25 protein-coding genes and 2 tRNA genes are annotated in these 26,134 nt (G+C 60.6%); 15 read left to right on the forward strand and 12 right to left on the reverse strand.

The genetic code is table 11. The features are described 5' to 3' along the window. The first annotated feature begins 62 nt into the window (after positions 1-62). The 3 genes from ABIE13_RS21450 (at position 63) to ABIE13_RS21460 (ending at position 3,164) form a co-directional block, all read left to right on the forward strand. A complete protein-coding gene (locus tag ABIE13_RS21450) occupies positions 63-1,049 on the forward strand; it encodes a Bug family tripartite tricarboxylate transporter substrate binding protein (RefSeq protein ID WP_354447243.1) in 987 nt (328 codons plus the stop codon). A gap of 82 nt (positions 1,050-1,131) precedes the next feature. Next, a complete protein-coding gene (locus ABIE13_RS21455; protein ID WP_354447245.1) occupies positions 1,132-2,286 on the forward strand; it encodes an NADH:flavin oxidoreductase/NADH oxidase in 1,155 nt (384 codons plus the stop codon). After that, positions 2,283-3,164: an SMP-30/gluconolactonase/LRE family protein gene (locus ABIE13_RS21460; protein ID WP_354447247.1), complete on the forward strand. Its 882-nt coding sequence runs from the start codon at positions 2,283-2,285 to the stop codon at positions 3,162-3,164. The genes ABIE13_RS21455 and ABIE13_RS21460 overlap by 4 nt, the downstream gene beginning before the upstream one ends. Positions 3,165-3,322: 158 nt before the next feature. On the opposite strand, the gene ABIE13_RS21465 is transcribed toward ABIE13_RS21460, so the two are convergent. Further along, positions 3,323-4,246 carry a LysR family transcriptional regulator gene (locus ABIE13_RS21465; RefSeq protein ID WP_354447249.1) on the reverse strand — a complete coding sequence of 308 codons (924 nt, stop codon included), beginning with the start codon at positions 4,244-4,246 and terminating at the stop codon, positions 3,323-3,325. A gap of 134 nt (positions 4,247-4,380) precedes the next feature. Between ABIE13_RS21465 and ABIE13_RS21470 the strand changes: the two genes are divergently transcribed. The 11 genes from ABIE13_RS21470 (at position 4,381) to ABIE13_RS21520 (ending at position 14,376) form a co-directional block, all read left to right on the forward strand. After that, the gene (locus ABIE13_RS21470) at positions 4,381-5,358 is read left to right on the forward strand and encodes a Bug family tripartite tricarboxylate transporter substrate binding protein (protein WP_354447251.1); all 978 of its coding nucleotides are present in this window, start codon (positions 4,381-4,383) and stop codon (positions 5,356-5,358) included. Between the two features lie 49 nt (positions 5,359-5,407). Beyond that, the gene (locus tag ABIE13_RS21475) at positions 5,408-6,475 is read left to right on the forward strand and encodes an Ldh family oxidoreductase (protein WP_354447253.1); all 1,068 of its coding nucleotides are present in this window, start codon (positions 5,408-5,410) and stop codon (positions 6,473-6,475) included. After that, on the forward strand, positions 6,472-7,848 hold the full coding sequence (locus tag ABIE13_RS21480) for an NAD-dependent succinate-semialdehyde dehydrogenase (RefSeq protein ID WP_354447255.1): 1,377 nt from the start codon (positions 6,472-6,474) through the stop codon (positions 7,846-7,848). Before ABIE13_RS21475 ends, ABIE13_RS21480 begins: the two co-directional genes overlap by 4 nt. A gap of 19 nt (positions 7,849-7,867) precedes the next feature. Then, positions 7,868-8,299, forward strand: coding sequence for a cupin domain-containing protein (locus tag ABIE13_RS21485; RefSeq protein ID WP_354447257.1), 432 nt, complete (start codon positions 7,868-7,870; stop codon positions 8,297-8,299). A gap of 28 nt (positions 8,300-8,327) precedes the next feature. Next, on the forward strand, positions 8,328-8,882 hold the full coding sequence (locus ABIE13_RS21490) for a VOC family protein (protein ID WP_354447259.1): 555 nt from the start codon (positions 8,328-8,330) through the stop codon (positions 8,880-8,882). Positions 8,883-8,916: 34 nt separating this feature from the next. After that, on the forward strand, positions 8,917-9,681 hold the full coding sequence (locus ABIE13_RS21495) for an SDR family NAD(P)-dependent oxidoreductase (RefSeq protein ID WP_354447261.1): 765 nt from the start codon (positions 8,917-8,919) through the stop codon (positions 9,679-9,681). A 45-nt stretch (positions 9,682-9,726) separates the two neighbouring features. Beyond that, a complete protein-coding gene (locus tag ABIE13_RS21500) occupies positions 9,727-10,692 on the forward strand; it encodes a Bug family tripartite tricarboxylate transporter substrate binding protein (RefSeq protein ID WP_354447263.1) in 966 nt (321 codons plus the stop codon). 90 nt (positions 10,693-10,782) lie between these two features. Then, the gene (locus ABIE13_RS21505) at positions 10,783-11,772 is read left to right on the forward strand and encodes a Bug family tripartite tricarboxylate transporter substrate binding protein (RefSeq protein WP_354447265.1); all 990 of its coding nucleotides are present in this window, start codon (positions 10,783-10,785) and stop codon (positions 11,770-11,772) included. Further along, positions 11,769-12,728, forward strand: a complete 960-nt coding sequence (locus ABIE13_RS21510) for an NAD(P)-dependent oxidoreductase (protein WP_354447267.1) — start codon at positions 11,769-11,771, stop codon at positions 12,726-12,728. The genes ABIE13_RS21505 and ABIE13_RS21510 overlap by 4 nt, the downstream gene beginning before the upstream one ends. Beyond that, entirely contained in the window at positions 12,725-13,654 is a 930-nt protein-coding gene (locus tag ABIE13_RS21515; protein WP_354447269.1) for a TRAP transporter substrate-binding protein, read from the forward strand. The genes ABIE13_RS21510 and ABIE13_RS21515 overlap by 4 nt, the downstream gene beginning before the upstream one ends. A 26-nt stretch (positions 13,655-13,680) precedes the next feature. Then, positions 13,681-14,376 (forward strand): fumarylacetoacetate hydrolase family protein, encoded by a 696-nt coding sequence (locus ABIE13_RS21520; protein WP_354447271.1) that lies wholly within the window; start codon positions 13,681-13,683, stop codon positions 14,374-14,376. 188 nt (positions 14,377-14,564) lie between these two features. On the opposite strand, the gene ABIE13_RS21525 is transcribed toward ABIE13_RS21520, so the two are convergent. After that, on the reverse strand, positions 14,565-14,762 hold the full coding sequence (locus tag ABIE13_RS21525) for a hypothetical protein (RefSeq protein ID WP_354447273.1): 198 nt from the start codon (positions 14,760-14,762) through the stop codon (positions 14,565-14,567). 68 nt (positions 14,763-14,830) lie between these two features. Between ABIE13_RS21525 and gltS the strand changes: the two genes are divergently transcribed. After that, on the forward strand, positions 14,831-16,012 hold the full coding sequence (gene gltS, locus ABIE13_RS21530) for a sodium/glutamate symporter (RefSeq protein ID WP_354447274.1): 1,182 nt from the start codon (positions 14,831-14,833) through the stop codon (positions 16,010-16,012). A 27-nt stretch (positions 16,013-16,039) separates the two neighbouring features. Here the strand turns inward: gltS and ABIE13_RS21535 are convergent, their stop codons facing one another. From ABIE13_RS21535 to ABIE13_RS21580, 10 genes are all read right to left on the reverse strand, one after another. Next, entirely contained in the window at positions 16,040-16,810 is a 771-nt protein-coding gene (locus ABIE13_RS21535; protein WP_354447276.1) for an IclR family transcriptional regulator, read from the reverse strand. Positions 16,811-16,845: 35 nt separating this feature from the next. Continuing rightward, entirely contained in the window at positions 16,846-17,454 is a 609-nt protein-coding gene (locus ABIE13_RS21540) for a flavin reductase family protein (protein WP_354447278.1), read from the reverse strand. Next, positions 17,451-18,623, reverse strand: coding sequence for an alpha-hydroxy acid oxidase (locus tag ABIE13_RS21545; protein WP_354447279.1), 1,173 nt, complete (start codon positions 18,621-18,623; stop codon positions 17,451-17,453). Before ABIE13_RS21545 ends, ABIE13_RS21540 begins: the two co-directional genes overlap by 4 nt. 5 nt (positions 18,624-18,628) lie before the next feature. Continuing rightward, the gene (gene dapA, locus ABIE13_RS21550) at positions 18,629-19,534 is read right to left on the reverse strand and encodes a 4-hydroxy-tetrahydrodipicolinate synthase (protein ID WP_354447280.1); all 906 of its coding nucleotides are present in this window, start codon (positions 19,532-19,534) and stop codon (positions 18,629-18,631) included. Between the two features lie 69 nt (positions 19,535-19,603). After that, complete coding sequence (locus ABIE13_RS21555; protein WP_354447282.1) at positions 19,604-20,704, reverse strand: hypothetical protein; 1,101 nt, start codon at positions 20,702-20,704, stop codon at positions 19,604-19,606. A 55-nt stretch (positions 20,705-20,759) separates the two neighbouring features. Continuing rightward, positions 20,760-21,902, reverse strand: coding sequence for an aromatic ring-hydroxylating oxygenase subunit alpha (locus tag ABIE13_RS21560; RefSeq protein WP_354447284.1), 1,143 nt, complete (start codon positions 21,900-21,902; stop codon positions 20,760-20,762). A gap of 83 nt (positions 21,903-21,985) precedes the next feature. After that, complete coding sequence (locus ABIE13_RS21565) at positions 21,986-22,987, reverse strand: Bug family tripartite tricarboxylate transporter substrate binding protein (protein WP_354447286.1); 1,002 nt, start codon at positions 22,985-22,987, stop codon at positions 21,986-21,988. 404 nt (positions 22,988-23,391) lie between these two features. Continuing rightward, positions 23,392-25,518, reverse strand: coding sequence for a TonB-dependent receptor family protein (locus tag ABIE13_RS21570; RefSeq protein WP_354447288.1), 2,127 nt, complete (start codon positions 25,516-25,518; stop codon positions 23,392-23,394). A 236-nt stretch (positions 25,519-25,754) separates the two neighbouring features. Continuing rightward, positions 25,755-25,830 (reverse strand) — tRNA-Gly (locus tag ABIE13_RS21575). Between the two features lie 126 nt (positions 25,831-25,956). Then, positions 25,957-26,032 (reverse strand) — tRNA-Gly (locus ABIE13_RS21580). Positions 26,033-26,134: the final 102 nt, after the last annotated feature.

The following is a 26,134-nucleotide window of genomic DNA, read 5'->3' on the forward strand; positions in this document are numbered from 1 at the left end:
GCCGACCGTCAATCTAGCTCGTGGGCACTTCAAAAAACATACTAATAACTGAGGAGACAAACGTGAAGAACATCGGACACATCTCAAAGATCATCTCCATTTCCTGGGCCCTTGCATGCAGCGTCAGCTTGGTCCCCGCTGCGTCGGCGCAGGAGACTTTTCCAGCGCGTACATTGCGTATCGTCGTTCCAACTGCCGCAGGGGGCGGCTCCGACATGACTGCTCGCTTCTTCAGCGAGCAACTCAGCAAGGCCTTGGGCCAATCCGTCATTGTCGAGAACCGTCCCGGCGCCAATGGCGCTATAGCTGCCATGGCCGTCAAGAACGCACCAGCCGATGGTCACACCATCTTTCTTGGCACCAACACCCACATGGCAGTGAATCCGGTGCTGATGAAAGGTGTCCCTTACGACGCGCAGAATGATTTCAAACCCATCAGCGGACTCTCTCGCCAGATGATGGTTCTGGTGACGGGTGCCAACTCCCCTCTCAAGAGCGTGGCCGACATTACGCAAGGCGCACGCCAATCTGGAAAATCGCTCAACGTCGGAGGCTATACAGGGGGCTTCGAGCTTTCTGCTGCCTGGTTCGCCAATGTCACCCAGACGCAGCAGGTATACGTCAGCTACAAAGGAATCGGCGATATCGTCGTGGGGCTGATGGGTGACCAGCTTGATTGGGCGATCAGCGACCCGCTGGCGACACTGGCGCAGATCAAGGCCGGAAAATTGCGCGCGCTTGCAGTGACCGGCGATACACGTCACCCTGATTTGCCCGATGTACCCACGGTCAAGGAGAGTGGCTTTCCAAGCTTCGTCAACTACAGCTGGGGTGGGATGTATGTTCGTGCTGAAACCCCAACGCCCATTACGGACAAGTTGGCTCAGACCATGGGCAAGCTTTTGTCGACGCCGGCGGCCATCGCCTTCGTAGAGAAGTTCGGTTCGGACCCGCTCACGCTGTCGCCCGCAGACATGCGCAAGTTCCAGACCACTGAGATTGAGCGATTCCGCAAGGTGGCCAGCGACGCCGGCATCCAGCCGCGGTAACCGACTCTCTACCTGCCTCGCTAACTGCGTCGCCACTTGCGTCGCGACCATTCGCATCGATCTATTGGCAAAACAAAAGACCATGACCCAACTCTTCAGTCCACTCAAGATACGCGGCATGCAGGCACGCAACCGCGTGGTGATCTCGCCTATGCAGCAGTACTCAGGCGACGAATCAGGACGCGCAACCGACTGGCACCTGGCCCACCTGACCCGCTTCGCGCTAGGTGGTGCAGGAATCGTCTTCGTCGAGTCAACCGCGGTGGAGAAGCGCGGCCGCAGCACTCACGGAGACATCGGGCTTTGGGAAGATGAGCAAATCGCTCCACTAGCGCGCGTGGCGAAAGCATTGCGCGACAACGGTGCAGTGGCTGCCATCCAACTCGGTCACACCGGCCGCAAAGCCTCTACGCAGACCTGGTGGCATGGCCACGGGCCGCTGGGCGAAGCCGACGCTGCACGCGGCGAGCCGCCGTGGCCGGTGGTAGGTCCCAGCCCCATTCCAGTGGGTAACGGCTGGCCTACGCCACAGACGCTTTCAACGACTGAGGTGGAAGCCATCGTGCAAGCCTGGGCCAATGCAGCACGCCGTGCGCGCGAAGCTGGCTTTGGTGCCCTGGAGGTCCACGGTGCCCACGGCTATCTGGTCCACCAGTTCCTCTCACCCGTGGCCAACCAGCGCAGCGATCGCTATGGTCAAGACCGCTGGACCTTTGCGCTGGAAGTGGCAGAGGCGGTGCGCCGTGAATGGCCCGAAGACAGGCCCCTTTTCTGGCGCGTCTCACTCGCTGATGTCATTGATGGTGGCCTGGATTTCGACGAAATGGTGGGCCTGCTGCGCGCGCTCAAAGAGCGTGGCGTAGACGTAGTCGACTGCTCTTCGGGAGGCGGCATCGCCAGCTACCCCACACAGGGTCGTTCCGTGTCCAACAGCCTGCAGTTCCGCGCTGAACTGGCCGGTACGTTGCGCGCTGCCACCGGCCTGCAAGTCATGGGTGTGGGCCTGATCATAGAACCGCAGCAGGCAGAAGCCCATTTGCAAGCCGGGCAGGCCGACCTGATCGGTGTGGGCCGCGAGGCCCTGTACAACCCCAATTGGGCCGTCCACGCTGAAGTGTCCCTGGGTGCCAACAAGGAATACGCCACCTGGCCCCAGCAGTATCGCAGCTACCTCATCCGCCGAGCCGCAGCCGCCGATGCGTTGCGCAGTCCTAACGCCTCCAGGAGCAACGCATGACGACAACAATTGAGATCGTGGGCACCACCCGCGACCGCCTGGGTGAATGCCCTCTCTGGGACGTGCGTGACCAATCGCTGTACTGGATTGACTCCAAAGCGCGCCTGGTACGCCGCCTGCAGGGCAGCGACTACCGCGAATGGAACACTCCCAGCGATGTAGGCTCCATTGCATTGACGCAGGGTGGTCGCCTGGTACTCTCCCTCGAAGATGGTTTTCACCTCCTCGATCTGGGCACAGGCAGCACTCGTCAACTGGCCGAAGTTCAGCACAAGGGCCCTTCCATGCGCATGAACGATGGCCGTACCGATCGACAAGGCCGCTTCGTGGCAGGCTCCCTGGTGATGGGCCGCCATGATACGGATGGCGCGTACTACCGCCTGGACACCGACGGCAGCGTCACGAAACTCTTCGATGGCATCGCCCTGGCCAACGCCACCTGCTTCAGCCCCGACGGCCGCACCCTCTATCACGCCGACAGTTTCAGCGACACCGTGAGTTGCGTGGACTACGATCCCGCCACCGGCGCGGTCGGGCCCCGCCGGGCATTGTTCAATACCCGCCCCCACGGCTCAGCGCCTGACGGTACCACCGTGGATGCTGACGGCAACTTGTGGGTCGCACTGGTACAGGCAGGCAAGGTGGGTTGCTTCCGCCCCGATGGCACCCTGGTCCAACTGCTGGATGTACCAACGCCCTACCCCACCTGCCCGTGTTTTGGCGGCGAGAACCTGGACGTGCTCTACGTCACAAGCATCAGCAACAGCGGCAACCTCTTGCGCAGCGAACACCCTGATGCTGGCGCCGTCTTCGCCTTCCATGGCCTGGGTGTGCGCGGTCTGCCTGAGGTGCTCTTTGACGACAGTCGCCTGGCATAAGCGGTTCAGCTTGGGTCAGGATGCAGAGGGACTGTCCACACCCTTCCTGGATTTCCCAGCTGCGTGTGATGTGTCGCTCTTCAAGCGGCGAAACGTCAGGGGCTGCCTAAAAGACGATTACTCGTGCGGGACCGCTGCCTCGGTCCGGACGGCCTTTGTCAGGTTAGCCCCGCGTGTGCGCTGCCAAAGCTGAAGATGCCCTGGCGCTCCATGCGCGCAAACTCCGCAATCACGAAGTCATGCACCACCGATAGGGATGGGTTTGGTCGCGGATCAATACGCGTAGCCAGCACGAGCAGGCGATTGAGTTGCACGCCTGAAACCTCGGACATCACCACGGGCTCCTGATGCAGGTGCTCGCGAAACACCGACACGGGCATGATGGTTGCCCAGCGTCCACGCAGGACCATGGCCCGGATCGAGTCCACCGAATCGATCTCTGCCTGCACCTTCAAGGACCTACCCAGGCTCGCGAGCTGGCGGTCCACCAACCCACGGTGCAAGCTTGTCATCAACAGCGGTATGCGGGTGAGTTGACTCGCCGAGACCACTGGGCCAATGCCCATCTTGGCGTGAGACACCAAGGCAAATGGCTCACCGAGCAAGGGTTGAAAGGACAGCGGGTGTCCTGGCTCGGGGTTGGTCAACACCGCGAGGTCTATCATTCCACGGTCCAACCAATCGATCAGTTCGGGCGTGAATGCCTCCCGCGCCCGAAGTTCCAAGTTGGAAATCGCTGTCATGCTTTTTTCGAACAAGCCAGGCAACAGCAAACGCGCCAGAGTCGGTGATGCCCCCACCACCACGGGCACCAGATCGCGCTGCTGGCTCTGCGCCAGGCGCCGGTCCAATCGTGCGGCCTCGGACAGGATGCGCTGCGCAGACTCGTACAGCGTCACGCCCGCTTGCGTCAGCCGCACCCCGCGTGGCAGGCGCTGCAGCAACTGAACTCCCGTTTCGCTCTCCAACTCGCGCATCTGCCTTGTGAGCGCGGGTTGAGCGATCGGTATGGCGGCCGCAGCGGCCGTCAGGCTGCCGCTATCAGCCACGGCGACGAAATAACGCAGGGTTTTCAGGTTCATCTTGAGGCCTTCCGATATCAAGATGATATGGCAGGACACAAATTCAGCATTAGACAAGCGAGGCTGAGGTCCCTAATCTGCAGGCTCCTCTCCAGCCACGCACTGGACACATTACAAAGATACGGAGACACCGCATGAAATTGTTCGGCCCCATTGCTCTGACCGCCCTCACGGCCCTGCTTTCCCTGCCCCTGGCGATTCATGCCCAAAGCACATACCCGAACAAACCCATCCGCATGATCGTTCCGCTGGCCGCCGGCAGTGCAGTGGACAACGCAGCACGCGTGGTCACGCAGAAGATGGGCGAATCCATGGGCCAGGGTTTTGCGATTGAGAACATCGCCGGCTCCTCCGGCGTGATCGGTGCAGAACGCTTGGCGCGTTCCACACCTGACGGCTACACCATTGGTGGTTTCAACGACAGTGTCCTTACCATGGTGCCGCACATGATGGCCAAGATGCCGTGGAATGCGCTCACTGACTTCATACCAGTGTCGCTGGTGGGCACCATCGAATGGGGCCTGGTGGTCAAAACCGATTCGCCCTACCGAAGCCTGGCAGATTTCACCGCAGCCGCCAAGGCAGCGCCAGGCAAGCTGAACTACGGCAGTGGCGGCAACGGCAGCCCACAGCATATCGGCATGGCACTCGTTCTGGATCGCGCACAGATCAACCTCATGCACGTGCCTTACAAAGGCGCCACGCCGGCAGCTGTGGCCGTCGCGGCTGGGGAAGTGGATGTATCCATGCAGGGCCTGGGCACGGTGGCCTCCCTGATTCAGGGCGGAAAGCTCAGGTTGCTGGCGGTGTCCACGCCACAGCGCCTGCCCCAATTTCCCAACGTGCCCACCTTCCATGAAGCGGGCATGGCGAACTTCACATTCAATTCATGGTTTGCGATGGTGGCGCCTGCGGGTACCCCCCCGGGGGTCATCGACCGGCTCAACCGCGAAGTGGTCTCCGCGGTGAACGACCCCGTCACCCGCGACAAGCTGCTGGCCATAGGCGTAACACCCCGCGGCACCAGCGCCGCAGATTTCGGTGCCGCCACGAAAACCCAGTACGAGCTGTATCGAAAACTGATTCAGGCCAAGGGCATCTCAGCGGACTGATGACCAACATACCCACGCTTCTCAACCTCTTCCCAACACCTCCGTCCACATGACCCCCTCCATCGTCACTGCACAAGCGTTGCAGGAATTCATACACTCAGCCTTTGCCCAGCAAGGCCTGCCGGACGCCGACGCTGCGCAGGTGGCACGGCTCATGACCGAAGCCGACCTGCAAGGCTCCGACGGCCATGGCGTGATCCGGCTGCCCCAATACATCAAGCGCATTCAAGCAGGCGGCATCAACAAGCAACCTGACATCCGCATCGTTGAAGAGCGCCCAGCCATGGCCGTGGTGGATGGCGACAACGGCATGGGCCACCTGGTGGTCAGCAAAGCGGTGGATATTGCCATTGAAAAAGCCCGCACCTGTGGCGTAGCCTGGGTGAGTACGCGCTACAGCAACCACGCGGGTCCTGCCTCGCTCTATGCGCGCCGTCCGCTTGAGCACGACATGCTCGGCCTGTACTTTGCGGTAGGCAACGCCAACCACCTGCCACCATGGGGCGGCATGGACATGCTGCTGTCCACCAACCCGATTGCCGCAGGCATCCCCACGGACGAAGAACCCCCTGTGGTGCTGGACATGGCCACCACCGTGGCCGCGTATGGCAAGGTCAAGGCCAAGGCCAAACGGGGCGAACCCATGCCAGAAGGCTGGATGATCGATCGGGAAGGCAAACCCTTGCTTGATCCCAACCGTTCGAACGAAGGCTTTCTGCTGCCCATCGGCGCACACAAGGGCTATGGCCTCGCGCTCATCGTCGGTCTGTTGGCAGGCACGCTGGGTGGCGCAGCCATGGGTCGCGATGTGATCGACTTCAACTCTGATTTCAAGACGGTCACCAACACGGGTCAGGCCATTCTCGTGATCGATCTGTCCGCGTTCGGCGATCCCCAGCTATTCAAACACAACGTCGATCGACTGGTCCGCGACATCCGCGACAGCGCGCGCCTGCCTGGCGTGGAGCGCATCTGGTTGCCCGGCGAGCAAAGCCATGAAAAGCGCGCGCGGTACCGCGACGGGGGCATTCCCGTCTCAGCCGGAGTCATGAGCGAGCTGCACACCCTGGCCAGCCAACTCGGCATCCCAGCCTTGAAAGAAACGGCCTTCGCATGAGCATCCATTCCACCAATCCCGCCACCGACGGCGTCCTGGCGCAATTCGACGAACACGATGCGGCCACCATTGACCGCAAACTATCGGAGACGTCGAAGGCGCAACGCGAATGGGCGAGAACTCCGATCGCCGAGCGCATGGACCTGCTGCGCCGCGTGGCACAAACGCTGCGCGCGCAAAAGTCCGACCTGGCCCCCCTGGCCACCCTGGAGATGGGGAAGCCGCTCAGCGAAGCGGTCGGTGAAGTAGAGAAATGCGCCTGGAACTTCGACTTCTACGCGGACGCCGCGCCCGGCTTCCTGGCAGACGAGGTGGTGAGCAGCAACGCGACCGACAGCCGAATTGCGTATGACCCACTGGGTACCGTGCTTGCCGTCATGCCATGGAACTATCCGTACTGGCAGGTCATGCGCGCAGCGGCGCCTGTGCTGGCAGGCGGCAACGCCATGGTGCTCAAGCACGCGAGCAATGTGCCGCAATGCGCGCTGGCGCTAGAGGACATTTTCAAACGCGCGGGCGCGCCTGCCGGACTCTTCACCACCTTGCTGGTAGGTGCGGGCGAGGTGGCAGGCCTTATCGCCGATCCGCGCATTTCTGCTGTGACCTTCACCGGCTCGACGCCTGCGGGTCGCAAGATCGCCTCACAGGCGGGCACAGCGCTGAAAAAGCAAGTGCTGGAGTTGGGTGGTTCCGACCCGTTCATTGTGCTGGCTGACGCGGACATTGAAGCGGCCGCTGCGGTGGCAGTGAAGGCCCGCTTTCAAAACACTGGTCAAAGCTGCATTGCAGCCAAACGCTTCATCGTGGAACAGGCTGCGGCCGATCGCTTTGTAGATGCTTTCTGCGAGGGAGCGCGCAAACTGCACGTCGATGACCCCATGCAGGAGCACAGCACACAGGGTTCCATGGCCAAACGCCACCTGCGCGATGAATTGCACGCGCAGGTGCAGGCGAGCGTTCAGCAAGGCGCACGTTTGCTGCTGGGAGGATCGCCAGTAGACCGCCCAGGCGCGTTCTACCAACCTACGGTGTTGGACCACGTCACGCCCGACATGGTGGCAGCGCAGGAGGAAACCTTCGGGCCTGCGGCCGCGATACTGCGAGTGAGCGATGCCGACGAGGCCGTTCGGATCGCCAACGCGACCAACTTCGGTCTGGGCGCGGCGCTCTGGACCAACGACCTGGACCGCGCAAGAAAGCTCTCTCGTCGCATCGAGGCCGGCGCCGTGTTCATCAACGGACTGGTGGCCTCTGACCCCCGCCTGCCATTTGGCGGCATCAAGGAATCCGGTTACGGCCGCGAACTGGGCAAGCTGGGCTTGCACGAGTTCACCAATACCAAAACCGTGTGGACCGGACCCGCACGCACCTGACCACAACACGAGCAATCCCATGACCACCAACGCCCCTGCCACCGCCTCCCTCACCAAATACGCTGTACTGCGCCCCGATCAGATCAAGAGCCACGACCGGGGCGGCGGCGCCCGCACCACGCCTCTTGTGCTGCCGTCCATCGGCGCCACAAGCTTCATCAACGGCATCACCGAGTTCAGTGGCGGCACCGCCATTCCCTTTCACAGCCACAACTGCGAAGAAAGCGTGATGCTGTTAAGTGGCCACGCCTATCTCGACATCGATGGAGATGTACAGGAACTCAAACCCCTGGACACGACCTTCATTCCCCCGAACGTGCCGCACCGCTTTCGAAACATGTCGGAGACCGAGCCCATGAAGATCCTCTGGATCTATGCGTCGGTCAACGCCACGCGAACTGTGATCGAAACCGGGGTAACGAACCCGGTCTCGTCCGAGCACGCCAAATAAAAAATCATCACAAGCTGGAGACATCGCCATGGGACTTCGATTTCTGGAGCACGCGCTCATTCTCACGCACGACCCCGAGGCCACCCGCGACTGGTTCGTAGAGAACCTCGGTTTTCGCAACGGCTACCACCCCGAGTTCGGCTTTCCCGTGTACTGGCTCTATATCGGCGAGCAGGACGTGGTTCACATCGGCAAGGCTCGCCATTCCGAGCACCAGGACACGTACCTGAAAACGCCCACAGATGGTGACCGCGACTTTTCCGCTGCGGGCGCGCTCGGCTCAGGCCGAATCGATCACCTTTGCTTCAACTGCGACGGTATAGAAGAGTTCATCGAACGCCTCACTCGTAATGGCGTGGATTTCAGCGAACGCAAAGCGCACAACTCCAACCTCTACCAGCTTTTCATGCGCGAGCCCATCAATGGCTTGAAGATCGAGCTCAACTTCGCCTGGCACGAAGCGGCGCGCATCGGTCGTGTACCCGAGTGGACTGATTCCGGTGCCAATTCGGAGTTCAAGGAAACCGAGACCGGCAGCAGCACGCAACAGCCGTCGGACACTACAAGCACCGTGCCCCGATGAACTGCACAGACATCTCATCTGCACCCCGGGCTGCATGATGCCGCACTACCCTGAACTATCCGGCCGCAGCGTCGTGATCACAGGCGCCGCCGGGGGGATCGGTGCCGCTGCGGCAGAAGCCTTCGCGGCACAAGGCGCGCACGTCTTTTTACTGGACATTGACGGCGCGCGCGTGCGGGAGATCGCTGCCGGGCTTCAGCATGGGGCCAGCGCCACAGGCTTGGCAGTGGACATCACGGACGAGGCGGCGGTCATCGCAGCATTCGCTGAGATTGCCGCAGCCGGCCACGGCCTCGACGTGCTGGTCAACTGCGCCGGTGGCTACAAAAAGTTGCTCACTGTCGAGCAGATGGACATCGCCGAATGGGACGCCACTGTGGCGCTCAACCTGCGCAGCGTGTTCCTGTGCTGCCGCGCTGCCATCCCGGCGCTGAAGGCCTCCAAGGCGGGGCGCATCGTGAACGTGACTTCTATCTCGGGCCGGACAGTGCATGCCGCCTCTTCACCAGCGTACGGTGCGGCCAAGGCGGGCGTCACCCAGCTGACGCGCTTTCTCGCGTACGAGCTGGGCCCGCATGGGGTGACGGCCAACACCATCGCCCCGCTCACCACCCTGACGCCGCGTGTGGCGGCGCTGCGCACCGCAGAAGACGTCGAGCGAATCGCCTCCCAGGTACCTCTGCGCAGGCTGGCGGAGGTAGGGGACCACGTCGCCGCGATGCTGTACCTGGCATCCGACGGCGCCGGCTTCGTGACCGGCGTCAACCTGGATACGAATGGTGGCCGCGTGATGCTCTGAGAAGACCTCACGCCCCGCCCAACAATAAATGAAGGAGACATTTTCATGGCATCTTTGCTGACGCGCATTGCGCGCGCTACAACCCTGTGCTTTACCGTGGCCGCCTTGTCCACCGCGTGGGCTGCGGGCGAGACGGTAACGGTCGTCACGCCACTGGCCGTCGGAAGCGGCTCCGATGTCGCCCTGCGCATCGTCACCGACAAGCTGTCTGCCGCGCTGAGCCAGCCGATCGTGATTGACAACCAGACCGGTGCCTCAGGCGCCATCGGTGCAGAGAAGGTGGCCCGCGCAACGCCCGACGGCAACACCCTGTGCGGCTGCAACAACGCCATCCTGGGTGTGCTGCCCCATCTGCGAAAGGTCCCCTTTGATCCGGCGAAAAGCTTCAAACCGGTCGGCATGGTGGCGGTGCTGCCTACCGCACTGGTAGTCAACCCCTCTTTACCCGTGAACAACGTGCAGGAACTGATCGCCTACGTCAAGGCCAACCCCGGCAAGGTGAGCTACGCCAGTGGCGGCGTCGGCAGCGCCCAGCACATCGCCATGAGCATGCTCGAAGTCGCCACGGGCACAAAGATGCTGCACGTGCCCTACAAAGGTGCCAGCCCGGCAGCCGTCGGTGTGGCGGGAGGCGAGGTGCAGGTCATGTTCAACGCCATTGGCACCGTACTGCCTCTGGTCAAGGCAGGCAAGCTGCGCGCGATTGCAGTGGCCGGCGCCCAGCGCACGCCCGCGATGGCAGATACCCCCACCGTGGCCGAGCAGGGCGTGCCAGGCTACGACTATGCATCGTGGATAGGCCTCGTCGCGCCAGCCGCAACGCCGGATGATGTGGTCAACCGCATTGCCGGTGAACTGACCAAAGTGCTGCGCAACCCCGACACGGTCAAACGCCTCGCCGACAACGGCATTGATCCGTCCGTGATGACGCCCACCCAAATGCGTGACTACATGGCCAAAGACCATGCCCGCATGGCCAAGGTGGTGGCGGACGCGGGGATGAAGGAATGACACCTATGAGCTTGATAGTGGCCAACCGCTGGGTCACCTGAAAAAGCCTTCGCTCCAACGATTCAATAAAACTATTCCATAGAGACAAACATGCATATTCCTTTCGCTCCATCGCGCCGCGCAACATTGATAGCTTCCCTGCTGGCGGTACTGGCCACGCCAGCCGCAGTCCTGGCTCAGGCCCGCTACCCAAGCAAACCTATCCAGGTCATCGTGCCATTACAGGCCGGCAGCGCAGCTGACGTCGGCACCCGCGTCGTCCTGGGCAAGGTCGGTGAAAACATGGGTGCCAGCTTCGCCATCGAAAATCAGCCCGGAGCATCCGGGCTGGTCGGTGCCGATCGCGTGGCCCGCGCCGCGCCGGATGGCTACGTACTGGGCGGCATCACCGACAGCGTACTGAACTACGCCGTCAACCTGGCCGCCAAGACGAGCTTCGACCCCCTGAACGGTTTCGAGCCGATCACCCGCATGGCCAACATCGGATGGGTGCTGGTGGCCAACAACAACTCAGCCAAGAGCATGACGGAACTGGTGGCCCAAGCGCAGGCACAACCGCGCAAGCTGGACTACGCCTCCGGTGGCAATGGCAGCCCGCATCACGTCGCGATGGAGCTGTTTTCCTCTGCCAACAAATTGCAGCTGACGCATGTGCCCTATAAGGGCGCCACCCAGGCCACTGTAGATGTCGCTGGCGGGCAGGTGCCGTTGATGTTTTCGGCAATTTCGGTAGCGCTGCCCTTGATCAAGGACGGTAAGCTGCGCCCGCTGGCCCAACCTGCGGAGCGTCGCTCCAGCCTCCTGCCGGACGTCCCCACCTTCACTGAAGCCGGCATGCCTGCATTCAACTTCTCGACCTGGCTAGGCCTGTATGCGCCCAAGGGAACGCCCAAGGCCATTGTCGACAAGCTCAATGCCGAGGTGGCACGTGCGTTGACAGACCCTGGTGTGCGTGATCGTTTGCTCGGGCTGGGCCTGGACCCAGTGTCTTCCACACCGGCGCAACTGGACGAACTCACTCGCTCAGGCCATGCCCGCATCGGCAAAGCGATCCGAGATGCAGGTATCAAGGCCGAATGATGAACAACGCTCCCGCTTCATCGACTGAGCCTGCGAAGACGCCAGACGTCGCCCTGCGAGTCGGCATCGTTGGCCTGGGCCTGATGGGCGCCGCCTGTGCTACCCGTCTCGGAGATGCTGGCCTGGAGCTGGTTGGCTATGACGTCGATCCCGCGCGGAAAGCGGCCTTTGTCGGCACTGGTCGCGTCGCCGCTACAGAACTGACTGATCTGACCGCATGCGACGTGATCGTGCTGGCGGTGTTCGACACCACGCAGGTCGAACAGGTGATAGAAGGCGAAGGCGGACTGTTGAACGCCACGCGCAAGAGCGGCAGCAAGCCGGTCATACTGTGCGTGAGTACGTGCGATCCAGACCGCATAGCTGCCTTGGCTCAGCGTTGCGCCGCAAGCAACCTGGCCTTTTGCGAAATGCCCATTTCAGGTACCAGCGGCACGCTGGCGCGGGGCGAAGCCGTCGGGTTGGTGGCCGGCGCCGAGGACGACCTGCGCCGCGCTGCGCCGGTTCTGGAAGCACTGTGCCCTTCGAGACACTTCCTTGGCAGTGCAGGCAATGGCAGCCGCGCCAAGCTTGCCGTCAACCTGGTGCTCGGGCTGAACCGGAGTGCGCTGGCAGAAGGTCTGGTCTTCGCCAGCGAGCTGGGATTGGACCCCGAGCGCTTTCTCGACGTGCTGATCGGCTCGGCTGCGTATTCGAGAGTCATGCAAGTCAAGGGCAAGATGATGGCCACGCGCAAGTTCGAGCCACTGCAGGGCAAGCTCGACCAGAGTCTCAAGGATTTCCGCCTTATCCTGGAACAGGCCTCAGCCCGAGGGCAGGGCCTGCCTTTTTCTAGCCTCTATGCAGAGCTACTCGAGGGCTGTGTCGCCCGGGGCGAATCAGCCCGGGATAATGCGTTTATCGTAGAAGCCATTGCCCGCTGCCGTACCACCAGTCCATCCGAGAATCCAGCATGAAATCCACCTTCTACCTGGCTGGCTACCAAGGAAATGCCTCCATTCTCACCGCAGCCCTCACCACGCTCGCGCGCCGGCTCGATGGTTCCCTAGTGGGTACGCCCCACCTTCAACCCGACGTGACCGCCCTGGGAGAAAGTGCCGCCTCGCTGTTCGCCTCTCTCGAAAACGGAGAGCGTCATATCGGCTACATGGCCTCAGGCTACCTGTCGGCGCGCGTGCCCGAACTGGCTGTTCTCGATCTCCCCTTTTCGGTTCAAGACCGCCAAACCGCCCTGGCCGCGCTCGACGGGGAGGCTGGCAACCTGCTGCGACGCGCAGTGGCGCAACAAAGCGGGTTTCATGTGCTCGCATTCTGGGACAACGGGTTTCGCCACATTTCCAACGCGGTGCGCCCCATAGCGACACCCGAAGACTGCCAAGGCCTGGTGATCCGCACGCTCGACAGCGACCTGTACCGCCGAGCGCTTTCCGCCCTGGGCTTCACGGCGATGACCACTGACGTGAAAGATCTGGTGCGCGTGGTGGAGGATCGTACAGTGGACGCGCAGGAAAATCCATTGACCAACCTGCTCACGTTCGATCTGTGGAAACACCATCCTCATGTAAGCCTCACCGGTCACTTCTATGGCGTTTTGCTGCTGGTGTGTCCCCGCAGCTGGTATGAACGACTCAGCCCGGCGCAGCGCGAGACCCTTCAGCAAGCAGTGAAAGAAGCGACCGCGCAGCAACGCTCGAACGCCGCCGAGCAAGACACCTCAGCGCTGACCCGCCTGCGATCGCTCGGTGTTCAAGTGAACACCATGGAAGCCTTGGACATGCCGCGCCTGCAGCAGGCCACTGCGGATGTTCGCCGACACTCCCTCTCACAATTGCCACCTGAACTGGTGCAGGCCTACCTGCCCGCCGAAGTATCCATCTCCTGATCTCTTTCCTGTTCAACTTAAACACCATGAGCTACCTCTTTTCTCCTACTCCCACCACCGGCGTTCCCATCGTTGGTAGAAGCGAACTCTTTCCTGTGCACCGCGTGTATTGCGTCGGCCGCAACTACGAGGACCATGCCAAGGAAATGGGATTCACAGGCCGCGAGCCTCCGTTCTTCTTTCTCAAACCGTCCGACACGGTGCTCGTCGTACCTGCTGGCGAGACCGGCCAAATGCCCTACCCTTCGCTGACAAAGAACCTGCACCATGAAATCGAGCTGGTCGTGGCCATCGGCAAAGGCGGCAAGAACATCAAGGCCGCCGACGCGATGTCGCACGTCTACGGCTACGCAGTCGGCCTGGACATGACCAGGCGCGATCTGCAGAACGACATGAAAAAGCAAGGCCGCCCGTGGTGTATCGGCAAGGGGTTTGATCTGAGCGCGCCGATCGGCCCCATCACGCCTGTGGAAGCAGCAGGTGAAATTGTCAACGCTGAGATCTCCGTCACCGTCAATGGCAGCGACCGCCAGCGCAGCCACATTCACAAGCTCATCTGGAATATCTCTGAAACCATTGAGCACCTCTCCAGCGCGTGGGAGTTGCAGCCAGGCGACCTGATCTACACCGGTACCCCCGAAGGCGTGGCCGCCGTGGTGGCAGGCGACACCATGGAAGGACGCATCACGGGTTTGACCGACCTGCGCGTGAAGATGGTCTGATCGGCTTACCGCGCCCCTAGATCTCTCCGCGCCGCTCCCCGCAACCGCGCGGGGGGTGAATACTTCGGGTTGGGAACTGCGTGGGTAGAGTGCTCCAAACTTGGTAGACTCCAAGGTGGATCTCTGCCCTCCGCACGTTGGTGGCACGATGTCATCAATATAGATCGTTTCGCTAGCTGGACACCCAGCTAGGCAATGAACCCGTGCAGCAGTTGATTCATGAAAGGCGCCTGAGCGCCGCCCGCATTAGCGTTGACTACAGGCCAGAGTGGAATCTCATCTACCGTGGAACATGCGCGGGAATACTTGCAAGTCGTGCGAACGCGCATGGTCGCCAGCGCGTTGTATTCGTACGCTGCTGCACCCGTGAACGCTGCCGTCCGCAAGCCATTCCCCTGTACAACTCATTCCAAATTGGGAGATCATTCTGATTCAAGTCACTCCGCTATTGGGTGTGACACTGGCGATCCTGCTGCTCTTTGGTGGCAAGGAATTGATCGCCCGTGTCAGCTGGCTGCGTCGCTATAGCATCCCCGAAGCCCTGGTGGGCGGTGTGATCGGTGCGCTGATCGTTTGCGCACTCTATTACGGTGCAGGCATCACCGTGTCTTTTGATCACAGCATACGGGATGGCCTGCTGCTGTACTTCTTCGCAGCGATTGGGCTGAGCAGTGATATGCGCACGCTGGCCGCAGGCGGGCGGCCGTTCTTGATCCTGACCGCGCTGTCTATCGTTTTCATACTCTTGCAGAACGCTGCCGGTATGGGGCTGGCGAGCGTCTTCGGAATGGACCCACGAGCCGGTTTGATGGTGGGGTCCATTTCACTCATTGGCGGAGTGGGAACGACGGTGGCCTGGTCACATCATTTTGCCGAAAACCTGGGGATCACAAATGCTCAGGAATTGGGGTTGGCCGCCAATACCATGGGACTGATCGCCGCATGCGTCATAGGAGGTCCGGTGGCCGCTTTTCTGATGAAGCGCCATCGGGTCAAGCCCTCCGGCGAAGCCGAACTTGAAGTGGGAGTGCTGCACCGGGATGAAGATCGCGCACACCTGGGCTATCACGGCGTGCTGCTGGCCATTCTCTGGCTCAACTGCACCTTGATTTTGGGACAAGGGATTACCCAACTGACGGACATGACACCGCTGAAGCTTCCCAGTTTCGTGGGGTGCCTGCTGGCAGGCATCATCTTGCGAGCGGTGGCGGATCTAGGCAAGTTCGGCGGCACAGGCAAGCTTTGGGATTTTCCGATCATGCAGCCGGGACTGGCGCTCATTTCCGACGTCTGCCTGGGTCTGTTTCTCACGTTGGCATTGATGGGGCTTCAACTCTGGGAATTGGAGCACGTGCTTGCATTCATCACTTTGGCCATGATCGTGCAAATTACGCTCACAATCGCTTTCGTTCTGCTGGTGGTATTTCGCGCCATGGGGCGAAATTACGAAGCGGCAGTGGTATGCGCAGGCTTTGGCGGCATTGCGCTAGGGTCAACAGCCACCGCCATCGCCAACATGACCGCAGTGACCAGAGAATTCGGCGCCGCACGGCAGGCCTTCGTGGTCGTGCCCCTGGTCTGCGGATTTTCCATTGACCTGGTCAATGCGATCGTTATAGGACTGCTTGCGGGCTGATGTGTGTTGCCGGGAATATGCAGGCAGCTACTGCGTGTCCACGGACAAGGCGCGTGCAGCGGCCTGAACGTGTTTGGCCATCTTGCGCTCCACAGTCTCGATAGTCCATCGACTCGACGGCACTGAAATATTGACCGCGGCCCGGGGTAGCCCGTCCGGGCCTATGACAGGCGCGGCCAATGAGATGTCGCCAATCACGGCCTGGTCCGCAACGACGGAGTAACCTTTGAGTGCGGCCTGCTCGATACGGGCAATCAACTTCTTTCGCTGGACTTCCGTGTGAGGCGTCAACGGAACGAGATCACTTTCGCTCAAAATCCGATCTCTGTGACTTGCAGGAAGACAGGCGAGAATGGCCGTGCCGGAAGCTGTGCAAAATGTGGGCAGCCGGCTGCCCACAGCCACACGGACATTCAGTAGATGCGGGCTCACCACGCGCGCAATCAACACGATCTCGGTGTGGTCCAACTCCTGCAGATTGACCGTTTCATTGAACGTGGTGCTCAGTTCCTGCAGGTAGGGCATGGCCTTGGAAACCAGCTCATGCGAACGCACGTAGTTGTAGGAAAAGCTGAGCAAGCGCGAGGTCAGCGCGTAGGTCTTGGTTCCCGGGACACGTCCGAGATACCCCAAGGTCTCCAGCGTAAAGACCATGCGCTGCGCGGCACTGCGGTCCAGTCCACTTTCCTGCGCAATCTCCACCATCGTCATCTGGCGCTTAGGCCCATCAAATACATCGAGGACCTTGAAGCACTTGGCGATTGCGTTAACGAAGAGAGGCGAGTCTGCGTTGGACATCTGAAAGGCAGGTTATCAGCGCGGTGTGCACCGATTCAGGCCTTGATTATCCCTGTGGAGCTGCAATAGACACCGCCGCCGAGGCGCCCGAGCATGTTCGCCTCAAGCGGATCGACCCGGTGTCCCTTGACCAGCCCTTCCCGGCTGTGAGTTTGAACGACTTCCCCCACAATGAGCGCAGAGCGGCGGTGGCCGAAATACTCTATTCGATGCAGCTTGCATTCGAAGTGGATAGGCGCTTGTGCAATGCGCGGCGGCTTGACCTTGAGCGAGGGCACCAGTTCCAGACCAGCATGCTCTACCTCACTTTGGTCAGGGCCGAGGGCGGCACTGCAAAGCTGAACCTGTCTCGCCATGGCAGTGTCCACAGTGTGGATGACGAACTCACCAGTGGCCTCAATCAGTCGCGACGTGTCCTTGATGTCACCATCGTCACGTGGTGCCACCGATATACCTAGCAAGGGCGGATCAATGGACAGCACCACGAAACTGCTAAAAGGCGCGGCATTGACGATGCCATCATTGCCAAGTGTGGTGACCAAGGCTATCGGGCGGGGTATGACGCTCGCCATCAAGAACTTGTAGCGATCCTCATGGGCAAACTGCGCAAGATCGAGCTGTTGAAATGAATAAGAAGATGTCATGAACAATCCAGTCGTGCCAACTGGTCGCGGTGTCCGTCGTCCAGGGCTGTTGCATCAAGCTGGGCTGCCTGGCAACGGCCAAGCAGTCGCAGCGTAATCTCGAACTCTCTACGCAAGATGCCGAGTACGTCATCTACACCCGCGCGACCGCTGGCTGCCAGGCCGTAGAGAGGAGCACGCCCCAGCAACACGGCTTGAGCGCCCAGCGCGCGTGCTTTGGCAATGTCACTGCCGCGGCGAACCCCTCCATCGACGATGACGGTCAACCTCTGGCCAACCCTGTCCATCACGCGGGGCAAAATCTCGATAGGGCTGGGTGCAAACGCCAACTGACGCCCCCCATGGTTGGACAGCACGATGCCGTCTACGCCAAGCTGTGCAGCCTTGTCAGCGTCATGAACGGAGAGTATCCCCTTGACCACGATGGGACCGTCCCAAAGCTTGCGCAACCAGGCTATGGCGCCCCAATCAAGTCCCATGTCCATCTGTCGGCTCATGGTCGCCGCCTGTGCGTTGATGTTGGCACGCTCGCCAAGGCTTCGCGCCAGATTGACCAGTTGGGGGGAGCCGCCCTGTCGTATCATTCGCAGACACCAGCGCGGATGCATGAGCAAATCTGCCATGAGTCGCACGGACGGCCGCAACGGCAGCTTGAATCCATTGTGAACATCGTGGTCCCGCACGCCATGTACGGGTGTGTCTACCGTGACCATCAATACCGAGAAGTTGGCATCGCGAGCACGCTGAACCATAGACTCGGCAATGGCGCGATTTTGCTGGACATAGAGCTGCAGCCACAAGTCACCGGCCGTCGCGCGACGCACGTCCTCGATCAAGGATGTGGAGGCTGATGACAATACGAAAGGCAGCCCAGCAGCGTGCGCGGCCTTGGCCAGGTCTTCTTCGGCCCGAGGCATGTAAAGGCCGTTCAACCCGGTCGGGCCCACGATGGCCGGCATGGCCAGAGGCCTTCCCAAGACGGTCACGGCCGAGTCGACGTGGGTGACATCGCACATCACACGAGGCTGAAAGGTCAGGCGTTCAAAAGCCTGGCGGTTGCGACGCAAGGTATGTCCGTCTTCCGCTCCGCCCTCCAGGTAATCAAAGGCGATGCGAGCAAGACGCTTGCGTGCAATGCGCTGGTAGTCAGCAATGCTGGCGGGGGTCACGTGATTCAGGGCGTCTCGCCAAATTCAGCCATGAGATTTTGCACTTCCGCCCTGAGCGATTGCACCAATCCTGCCTGCGGCGCGACCAAAGGAGCGAGAACCTCGGGTGCTGCGGGGCCTACCAGGTCCAGCACGGCCTTCATGGGCCCGGGGTTCGTTTCCGCAAAAGCGAGATTCATCATGGGCATGAGACGGCGATGCAGTAGCAGGGCCTCACGATGGTGGCCAGCCTTTACCAGCTGAAAAAGCTGATTCCAGACGCGCGGCAACAGCGTTGCAGTCACCACGATGCCGCCATGCGCGCCGGCCATCAGGTGCAAGGGAAGCAACGAATCCTCCCCACTGAGCACCGCGAAGTCATCGCCCACACAGGCGAGCACACGCAGGAAATGATACATATCCAGGTTGCATGCCTTCATGCCGATGATGCGCTCGTGACGCGACAGCTCTTCATGCACTTCGGGGGCTATCGCGATGCGTGTCCGGTAAGGGATTTCGTAGAGGATGATGGGCAACGGCGCTTCGTCGGCGTAACGCAAAAAGTAATCACGCACGCCGACCGACGAGGGGTTGGTGTAGTACGGCGTGACCACCATGAGTGCATCCGCACCGGCAGCTGCCATGCGGCGCCCGGCGGCGAGCGCATCGGCGTAGCCAGGGTCCAGGATGCCTGCTATTACGGCTAAGCGCCCCGCGCTGGCCTCAGCAGTATGGCGCACCATGGCTTCGCGCTGTGTGCCGGAAAGCGCTCCGTACTCACCGGTTCCGCCAATGGGCACAAGGCCCGCGCTGCCTGCTTCGACCTGGCGGCGCACCATGGTGCGCACGGCATCGGCATGCACAACACCATCGGCATGAACAGGCGTAGGCAGCGCCGAATAGATGCCCTTCAGATTGTTGGAAGTGATCATATGAATTGGTTTGAAAAAGGGGTCAGCTTGGGCATAAAGCTCAGGATGCGGCCATGGAGGTTCACAGATTCAAGCCAACGCGGGCGCCGCTTGCAAACGATCGCGCAACGCAGACAAGCGCTGTGCGGCGATCTCTACGTCAGCGCAGTGGAATCCTTTTGCAATGTCGGCGTCGTGCGCTTGAAGCTTTTCACGAAGCAGGCCGTGGTACTGGGCATGACCGTCCGGACCCACCGTCATTCCGCTGCGTTCCTCGAAAGCCTTGTTCCAGGCCTCCGCGTCCTTCGCAGTGACGCCTTCTGGCAAGTCAAGAGACATGTTCCCGCTTGCATCTATGCGCACCGGATAGCCACCTGGCAACCCCAGCGGCCCCGGCACGTGGCCACGCCACGCCATCCCTGACGCTAGCGCCACCATGAGCGGCACGCCAGTAGCTCCTGATATATCGAAAGCCACTTCTGGCGATAGTTGGACATCCGCGAACGCCCCAAACACGTCGTCGACTTCCTGGCCGTCCAGCCATACACGCGGTGCAGTCCCTGCACGCTCTTGTGGCACCTTGCGCCAGACGCCAAGCTGTTGGTAGTGGGCCAGCACGCGCACACGCCCTGGTTCTCGAACATTCCTGGAACCAGCAAATGCGTTGGAGAGAATGCCAATGTTGCCCACACCGCTGAGCACACGTACGCCAGCTGCAACCAGCATCGGATTGACGACATCAGGAAAGCAGGCGTTGAGGAAATGAATGCCGGGAAGAACGTGTTCAGCAATCCGGGCGATCCGCAGCGACAGCAAGGCCTGGAAGGGTGCCGTGGCACTCAGCCCCCCTTGCTGGACAAGCTGACTCCAGGCATTGTCGGCACCACGAAGAACGGATGCGGTTTGCAAGGAAGCCGCCTGGAACACCACCTTCGGCCGAGACTCCTTCAGTACGCGCGTTATCGACTCCTCGTCAAAACTCGGGCACACACGGGTGATGGTGCGCACAGGCCGCCCGAAAAGAACCGCTCGCGCATTCGCCGCAGTGCGCAGCCAGGCCAGCCTGGCCTCGCTACGACCCACGATTTGCACGGTAATGGCTTGGCTGGCGCTGGCTGCGAGATCAAACAAGGCGCGAGCAGCAAACTCTCCCGTGCCGAAAAAAGTGATATCAGCAGAGTGGTTGTTCACGGTCATTCAGATTGGGGAATGAAGAATTGCGGGAATCGATGAAACCACGGGTGCTTCACAGGCCTAACTTGTCGAGCAGTTGGCGGCGAAATGCGTAGGAGACGGCTTCCAAAGGTGACACTCGACCGGGCTTGCAAAGTGGCGAGCGCACGCCTCGTTGCTGCAGTTCGTTGATTTCGTTGTCCTCCTCGACGGCGACGTCCCAGCGTTCGTAGTAGCGCTGAACCACTTCTTCAAAATCCGGACGTTCTACGGTGCTTTTGTGAAAGCATGAGCCCAAGGTCAAACGAATGCTTTCCGGACCGGTGGGGTTGATCTGAACGTACCAGACGCAATCTTTGGTAAAACCGAACAAGCCGCAGGACGACGTGAAGATGAAGGTCGAACCTTCCTTGTTCCGGCCTTCCAGGCCCGGCCACTCTGGGAAACCTTCAACGCCGGGCAACAGGCCAGCCGTACCCTCGTGGGCGGCATACAGTTCCAGATAGTTGCCATCACATGGTGCAAGCTCGACCGGCTTGCGGTGATAGACCGAAAGACTGCCACGTGCAAGGGTTTTTTTATGCACCGTGGGCGTGTGATAGTAGTCCATGAAGTTCTCGACGAACACCTTCCAGTTGCACTGGACATCGTGTTCCTTGCGGCGTGTGAGAACCAGCTCGCTGAGCCCATGGCTTGCCACCTTGGCAGGCAAATCTCCCAGATGCTCTGCAAGAGAAGCGGCCTCCGGATCGAAATTGACCCACATGAAAGGTCCCATCTTCTCCAGCCGTACGGGCACTAACCCGTTTTCTTCCTTGTCAAAGTTTTGAACCCCTTCCATGCCAGGGCAGCCTCGCAACGAGCCGTTGAGATCGTAAGACCAGCTGTGGTACTTGCAGACGAACACGGGAGAACTGCCCTCTCCTTCCACAAGGCGCGCGCCGCGATGCCGGCAGGAGTTGGCAAATGCGCGAATTTCGCCTGCGGCATTGCGAGTGACGATCACCGGCACACCGGCAAAGTCGATGGTGAAATACGAGCGCGGAGTCGGAAGCTGGTCCTCATGACCTATGAAATTCCACTCCCTCATGAATAGCCTGTCCACCTCGCGTTGGTAGAACGCAGGATCATGGTAGGCAACGGGGGGCAGCGTGCTGGCATCGGGCAACGGCTTTCGAGCTGCAGCAAATGCGTCGGGAGCAAAGAGATCAGGCATGGAAACGTTTGAAAATCGATAACGATGGGCGTGTGAATACTGCGCAGGAAGAGTTCCTGCGCCAGTCTCAAACTGCAAGGGCGTCAATCGACGGTGATCTTGGCGGTCTTGATGACCATCAAAAGGTCTTGGGTTTCCTTGTGGATCTTCTGTTCGAATTCAGACACGGTCATGGGCATCAGTGGACCCACGACTGCAAGACGCTCGCGGAAAGCAGGATCTTTCATGGCGGCGTTCACCTCTGCATTGAGCTTTTCCACATAGGAGCGCGGCGTGGCCTTGGGTACGAACAAGCCCACCCATGAGGCCACGTTGAAATCGCCGTATCCAAGCTCCTCGACCGTGGGAACGTCAGGCAGTTCCGCCAGGCGCCGATTAGAGGACACAGCCAGGGCTCGCAGAGTTCCCGCCCGGATGTGGGGCATGACGGCCAGAGCGTCGAACGTCATGTCCACATCTTTTGCGAGGATGGCAGCCTGGGCTGCGGCCGTCCCTTTGTAGGGAATGTGGACCAGGTTCGTGTGGGTTCTTGTAGCCAATAGCTCAGCCGCAATATGCACCAGGCCACCATTGCCGGAGGAGCCGTAGTTCAGCCCTTTTGGCGTCCGCTTGGCCAGCTCGACCAGGTCTTTCAAAGACTTGACCGACTGCATCTTCGGATCGCTGGCGTTGACCACCAGAATGAGAGGCATCTCAACCAGAGGAGCGACGGGCGAGAAATCCTTGTCCGGGTTGTAGGTGATGGTCTTGGCGAACAAGGTCGGGTTCATGGTGATCGCCGTACTGCTGCTGACGAAAATGGTGGCGCCGTCAGGGGTCGAGTTCTTGACCTGTGTGGCTGCCAATTGCGCGTTGGCACCCGGACGATTGTCAACGACGAAAGTGGACTTGGTCCTGGTCCCCAACTGCTCAGCAATCAAGCGCGCGGCTTGATCCACAGGACCTCCAGGGCTGAAGCCGACCACCAATTTTGAAGTGCGAGGGGCAGCGTCTTGAGCCAGGACGGGAGCAGCTACTGCACAGGCGGCCATCACGCCCAGGCTGGCGGCAAGCAAGCGAATGCGGGGAGAGAGGATGAGTGTCATCGTGGTCTTTGCTTGAAAGTCTGTGAGAAATTACTTTTGCGTTGGCGAAGAAAATCGTCTGTGAGGTGGATATCCCTGGCCGACCGCGCTGCCGCTATCCGCGCATGGCTAGAAGTTAAGCAGTGAGCGCATGCTAGGCCTCGCAACATTTGCTGTCAAAAAAGAAATCAATTTAATTTCATTGCAATTAAATTGAGACGCGCTATCAAAGACCCTGCAGAGGACTGCAATGCCAGAAATCAGAATCCAAGTACACAGGGGGTTGCAGCCGGCATGGGTGCGGCTGATGTGGCAGATCGCGTCAGGCGGCCTCAACCAGGCCTGTCAACAATTAAAGTCTCTTGAAATGCGGTGCGTGAGCTGACAGGCAGCGCCAATAAATTCCAGGCCCGCTCCCAAGCGCTTTAGAACCGGTACGTTGCACCCATCCCTACCATCCATTGGCGCCCCGGGGCGGGCTCAAAGTAGCGGGCATTTCCTTCGTTGACGATGACCGAACCCGCGTATCGTCGGTCCGCCACGTTGTCCACTCGCGCAAAGGCATTGAAGTCCCACCGCTTCCACTGACGAACGTAGCCCGCATACAGAGACACTACAGCGTAGCCCGGTGCACTGGCCGTGTTGAGGTCATTGGCCTGAATACGGCTCAAAGTGCGCACTTCCATACCCGCACGCCAGCCCTGCGGCGGCACCCACCCCCAACTGGCGAAAAGCGATTGTTTTGCAATACCCGGAATGCGGCTGCCCGCCGCGACGACGTTGCTGTTGCTGCAAGGCGCGGACGAGCAGAAGCTGTCGCGCACACGCGCATCCAGCCAGGTCAGCGCCACCTGCGTGCGCCAGTGACTGGGCGTTTCGTGCTGCCAGCCCAGCTCAAAACCCAGCCGCCGTGTGCGGCCTGCATTCTGGAAGGTGGTTCTCCCGCCTGAGCTGGTCGCAGTGACGATCTCATCGCGGGTACGTGTTTCAAACAGCGCCGCAGTGAGCATGCCGCCCGCCATGCGGGCCTTGGCACCGAGTTCCAGACTGTCATTGACCGCAGGCCGCAGAGCGAAGTTCAAGCCCCCCGTGCCATTGGGGCGGTAAGAAAGTTCATTGAGCGTGGGCGTCTCGAATCCACGCCCTGCTGAGATGTACAGCGCCAAATCCTGTGACGGTTGCCAGCGGATCGAGGCGACCGGTAGCGTCTGGCTGTAGCGCGCCTGGCCACTGTCGTCACCATTGGCGCCGACCACGTACAAGTCACGCGAGTCGAAGCTGACCTGGCTGCGCCGCACACCGGCGTCCACAGTCCATTGCTCCGCCAGATGCCAAGTCGCTTGAACATAGGGGTCCAGGTTAGACACACGATTGCGTTCGAGCCGCCGCAGGCGCCCCGGCTCGCCGAGTACGGGCGACTGCACGTTGCCGACGTAGTTTTCATAGCCACTGCGGGACTCTCGCAGGCTGTCGTAGCTCAGTCCTGCGGCCAACTCAAAGGGAAGTCCAGCTAAATCGAAGGAACCGCGCCAGCGTACATCCACGCCGCCATAGTCACGGTCCAGGTCGATCACGCCACCTGCGTGTTGCGGGCTCTGCTGGGCGGAAGGCGGTATGGACTGAAACTGGTTCAGAGCGCGCTGCCCGCCATAGAGCATGACGCGCACCTGCTGGTCGGCATCTATTCTGTGTTCCCATAGCAACCCGGCCTGAGTTTGCAGCACGCTCTTGCGGGTGTTGTACTGATCAGCCAGCACGGCGGCACGTGGGTTGTCAGAGAGCTGGCCAGCGGTGAGCCCCAGCGGGTCCTGCGCGCTGATGCGTACGCGGTTGAACACCATGGTCAGCCGCCCTCCGTTATCGAGTGTGACGCCCAGCTTGCCGTTGACGAGATCACGCGTGGCCGCACTGTGGTCACGCCAGCCGTCGGTGCGGTAACGGTTGGCACTGAGAACGTAGTCGATCTTGCCTTCTGATCCCGAGGCCTCCACACCCTGGCGCCAGGCGCCGGAGCTACCACCCGCCGCTGAATAGGCCAGGCGCGGCGCTCCTTTGCCCGTCACAGTGAACGCCTGCAGCACCCCGCCGGAGGAATTGCCGTAGAGCGCAGAGAACGGCCCGCGCAGAATCTCAACGCGGTCCAGCGAGGCGATGTCGATGTTGGAAGTCTGGCCCTGCCCATCGGGTAGCGTGGCGGGGATCCCGTCCACGTACAGCCTCACACCCCGTACGCCGAAGGTGGAGCGTGCCCCAAAACCCCGAATGGACAGCTGCAAGTCTTGAGCGAAGTTGTATCGGTTCTGCAATTGCAGGCCAGGAACTGCCGCCAGCCCCTCACTCAGCTGGGCCTGCATGCGGCCTTCGCGGATGTCGCTGCCATCTACCCGGTCAACCGAGCCAGCCACCTCGAAGGTTCGCACGCTGCCGCGCGGAACGCTCACGGTGACCTCTGGCAAATCCATGACCTCGTCAGTCTGCGCCTCCTGTGCCCTGCTGACGTGAGGCAGGATCGATAGGAGGGCGGCGAGTGAGAGCAGGATGGGGCGTTTCATTCCATTTGGTCGGTGAAAGCTAAGGCCATCGATCTTTCGAGGGGGTGTTCATTCCCAAAAGAGACAAGGCTTGCCCGAAGCATAAGGGAGCATGGCGCAGGGCCTTCGCAAGCGCAGTGCCCTGCCCGCCAGAGCGGCGTCATGGAGTGAAGGGAGATGTTCGAAGGCGTGAAAAAAGGGCCTCAAAGCCCTTTGAACAAGCTACAGACGACACTTGATGTGTGCATCTGGGAAACTGGAGCGGGAAACGAGACTCGAACTCGCGACCTCAACCTTGGCAAGGTTGCGCTCTACCAACTGAGCTATTCCCGCATGCGTGTCCTGAAGGCCAGGACAACGTTTGACTTCCATATTGCCAGGAGATTCCCCGACAAAAAAAGAGCCTAAGCTCTCTTTGATAAGCCCCGAACCGTTTGAGATTCACGAGGCTTAAAACTCTGGAGCGGGAAACGAGACTCGAACTCGCGACCTCAACCTTGGCAAGGTTGCGCTCTACCAACTGAGCTATTCCCGCGTAATTTTTGCTGTTTGGTGATCAGCAAAGACAGCGATTATAGCCTTATTTTTTTGACTTTACGCCACACCTGCCGTCGCGAATGATCAGTCACCCGCAGCC

Origin of the sequence: Ottowia thiooxydans (assembly GCF_040548795.1) — a bacterium.
Lineage (GTDB): Bacteria > Pseudomonadota > Gammaproteobacteria > Burkholderiales > Burkholderiaceae_C > Ottowia > Ottowia thiooxydans_A.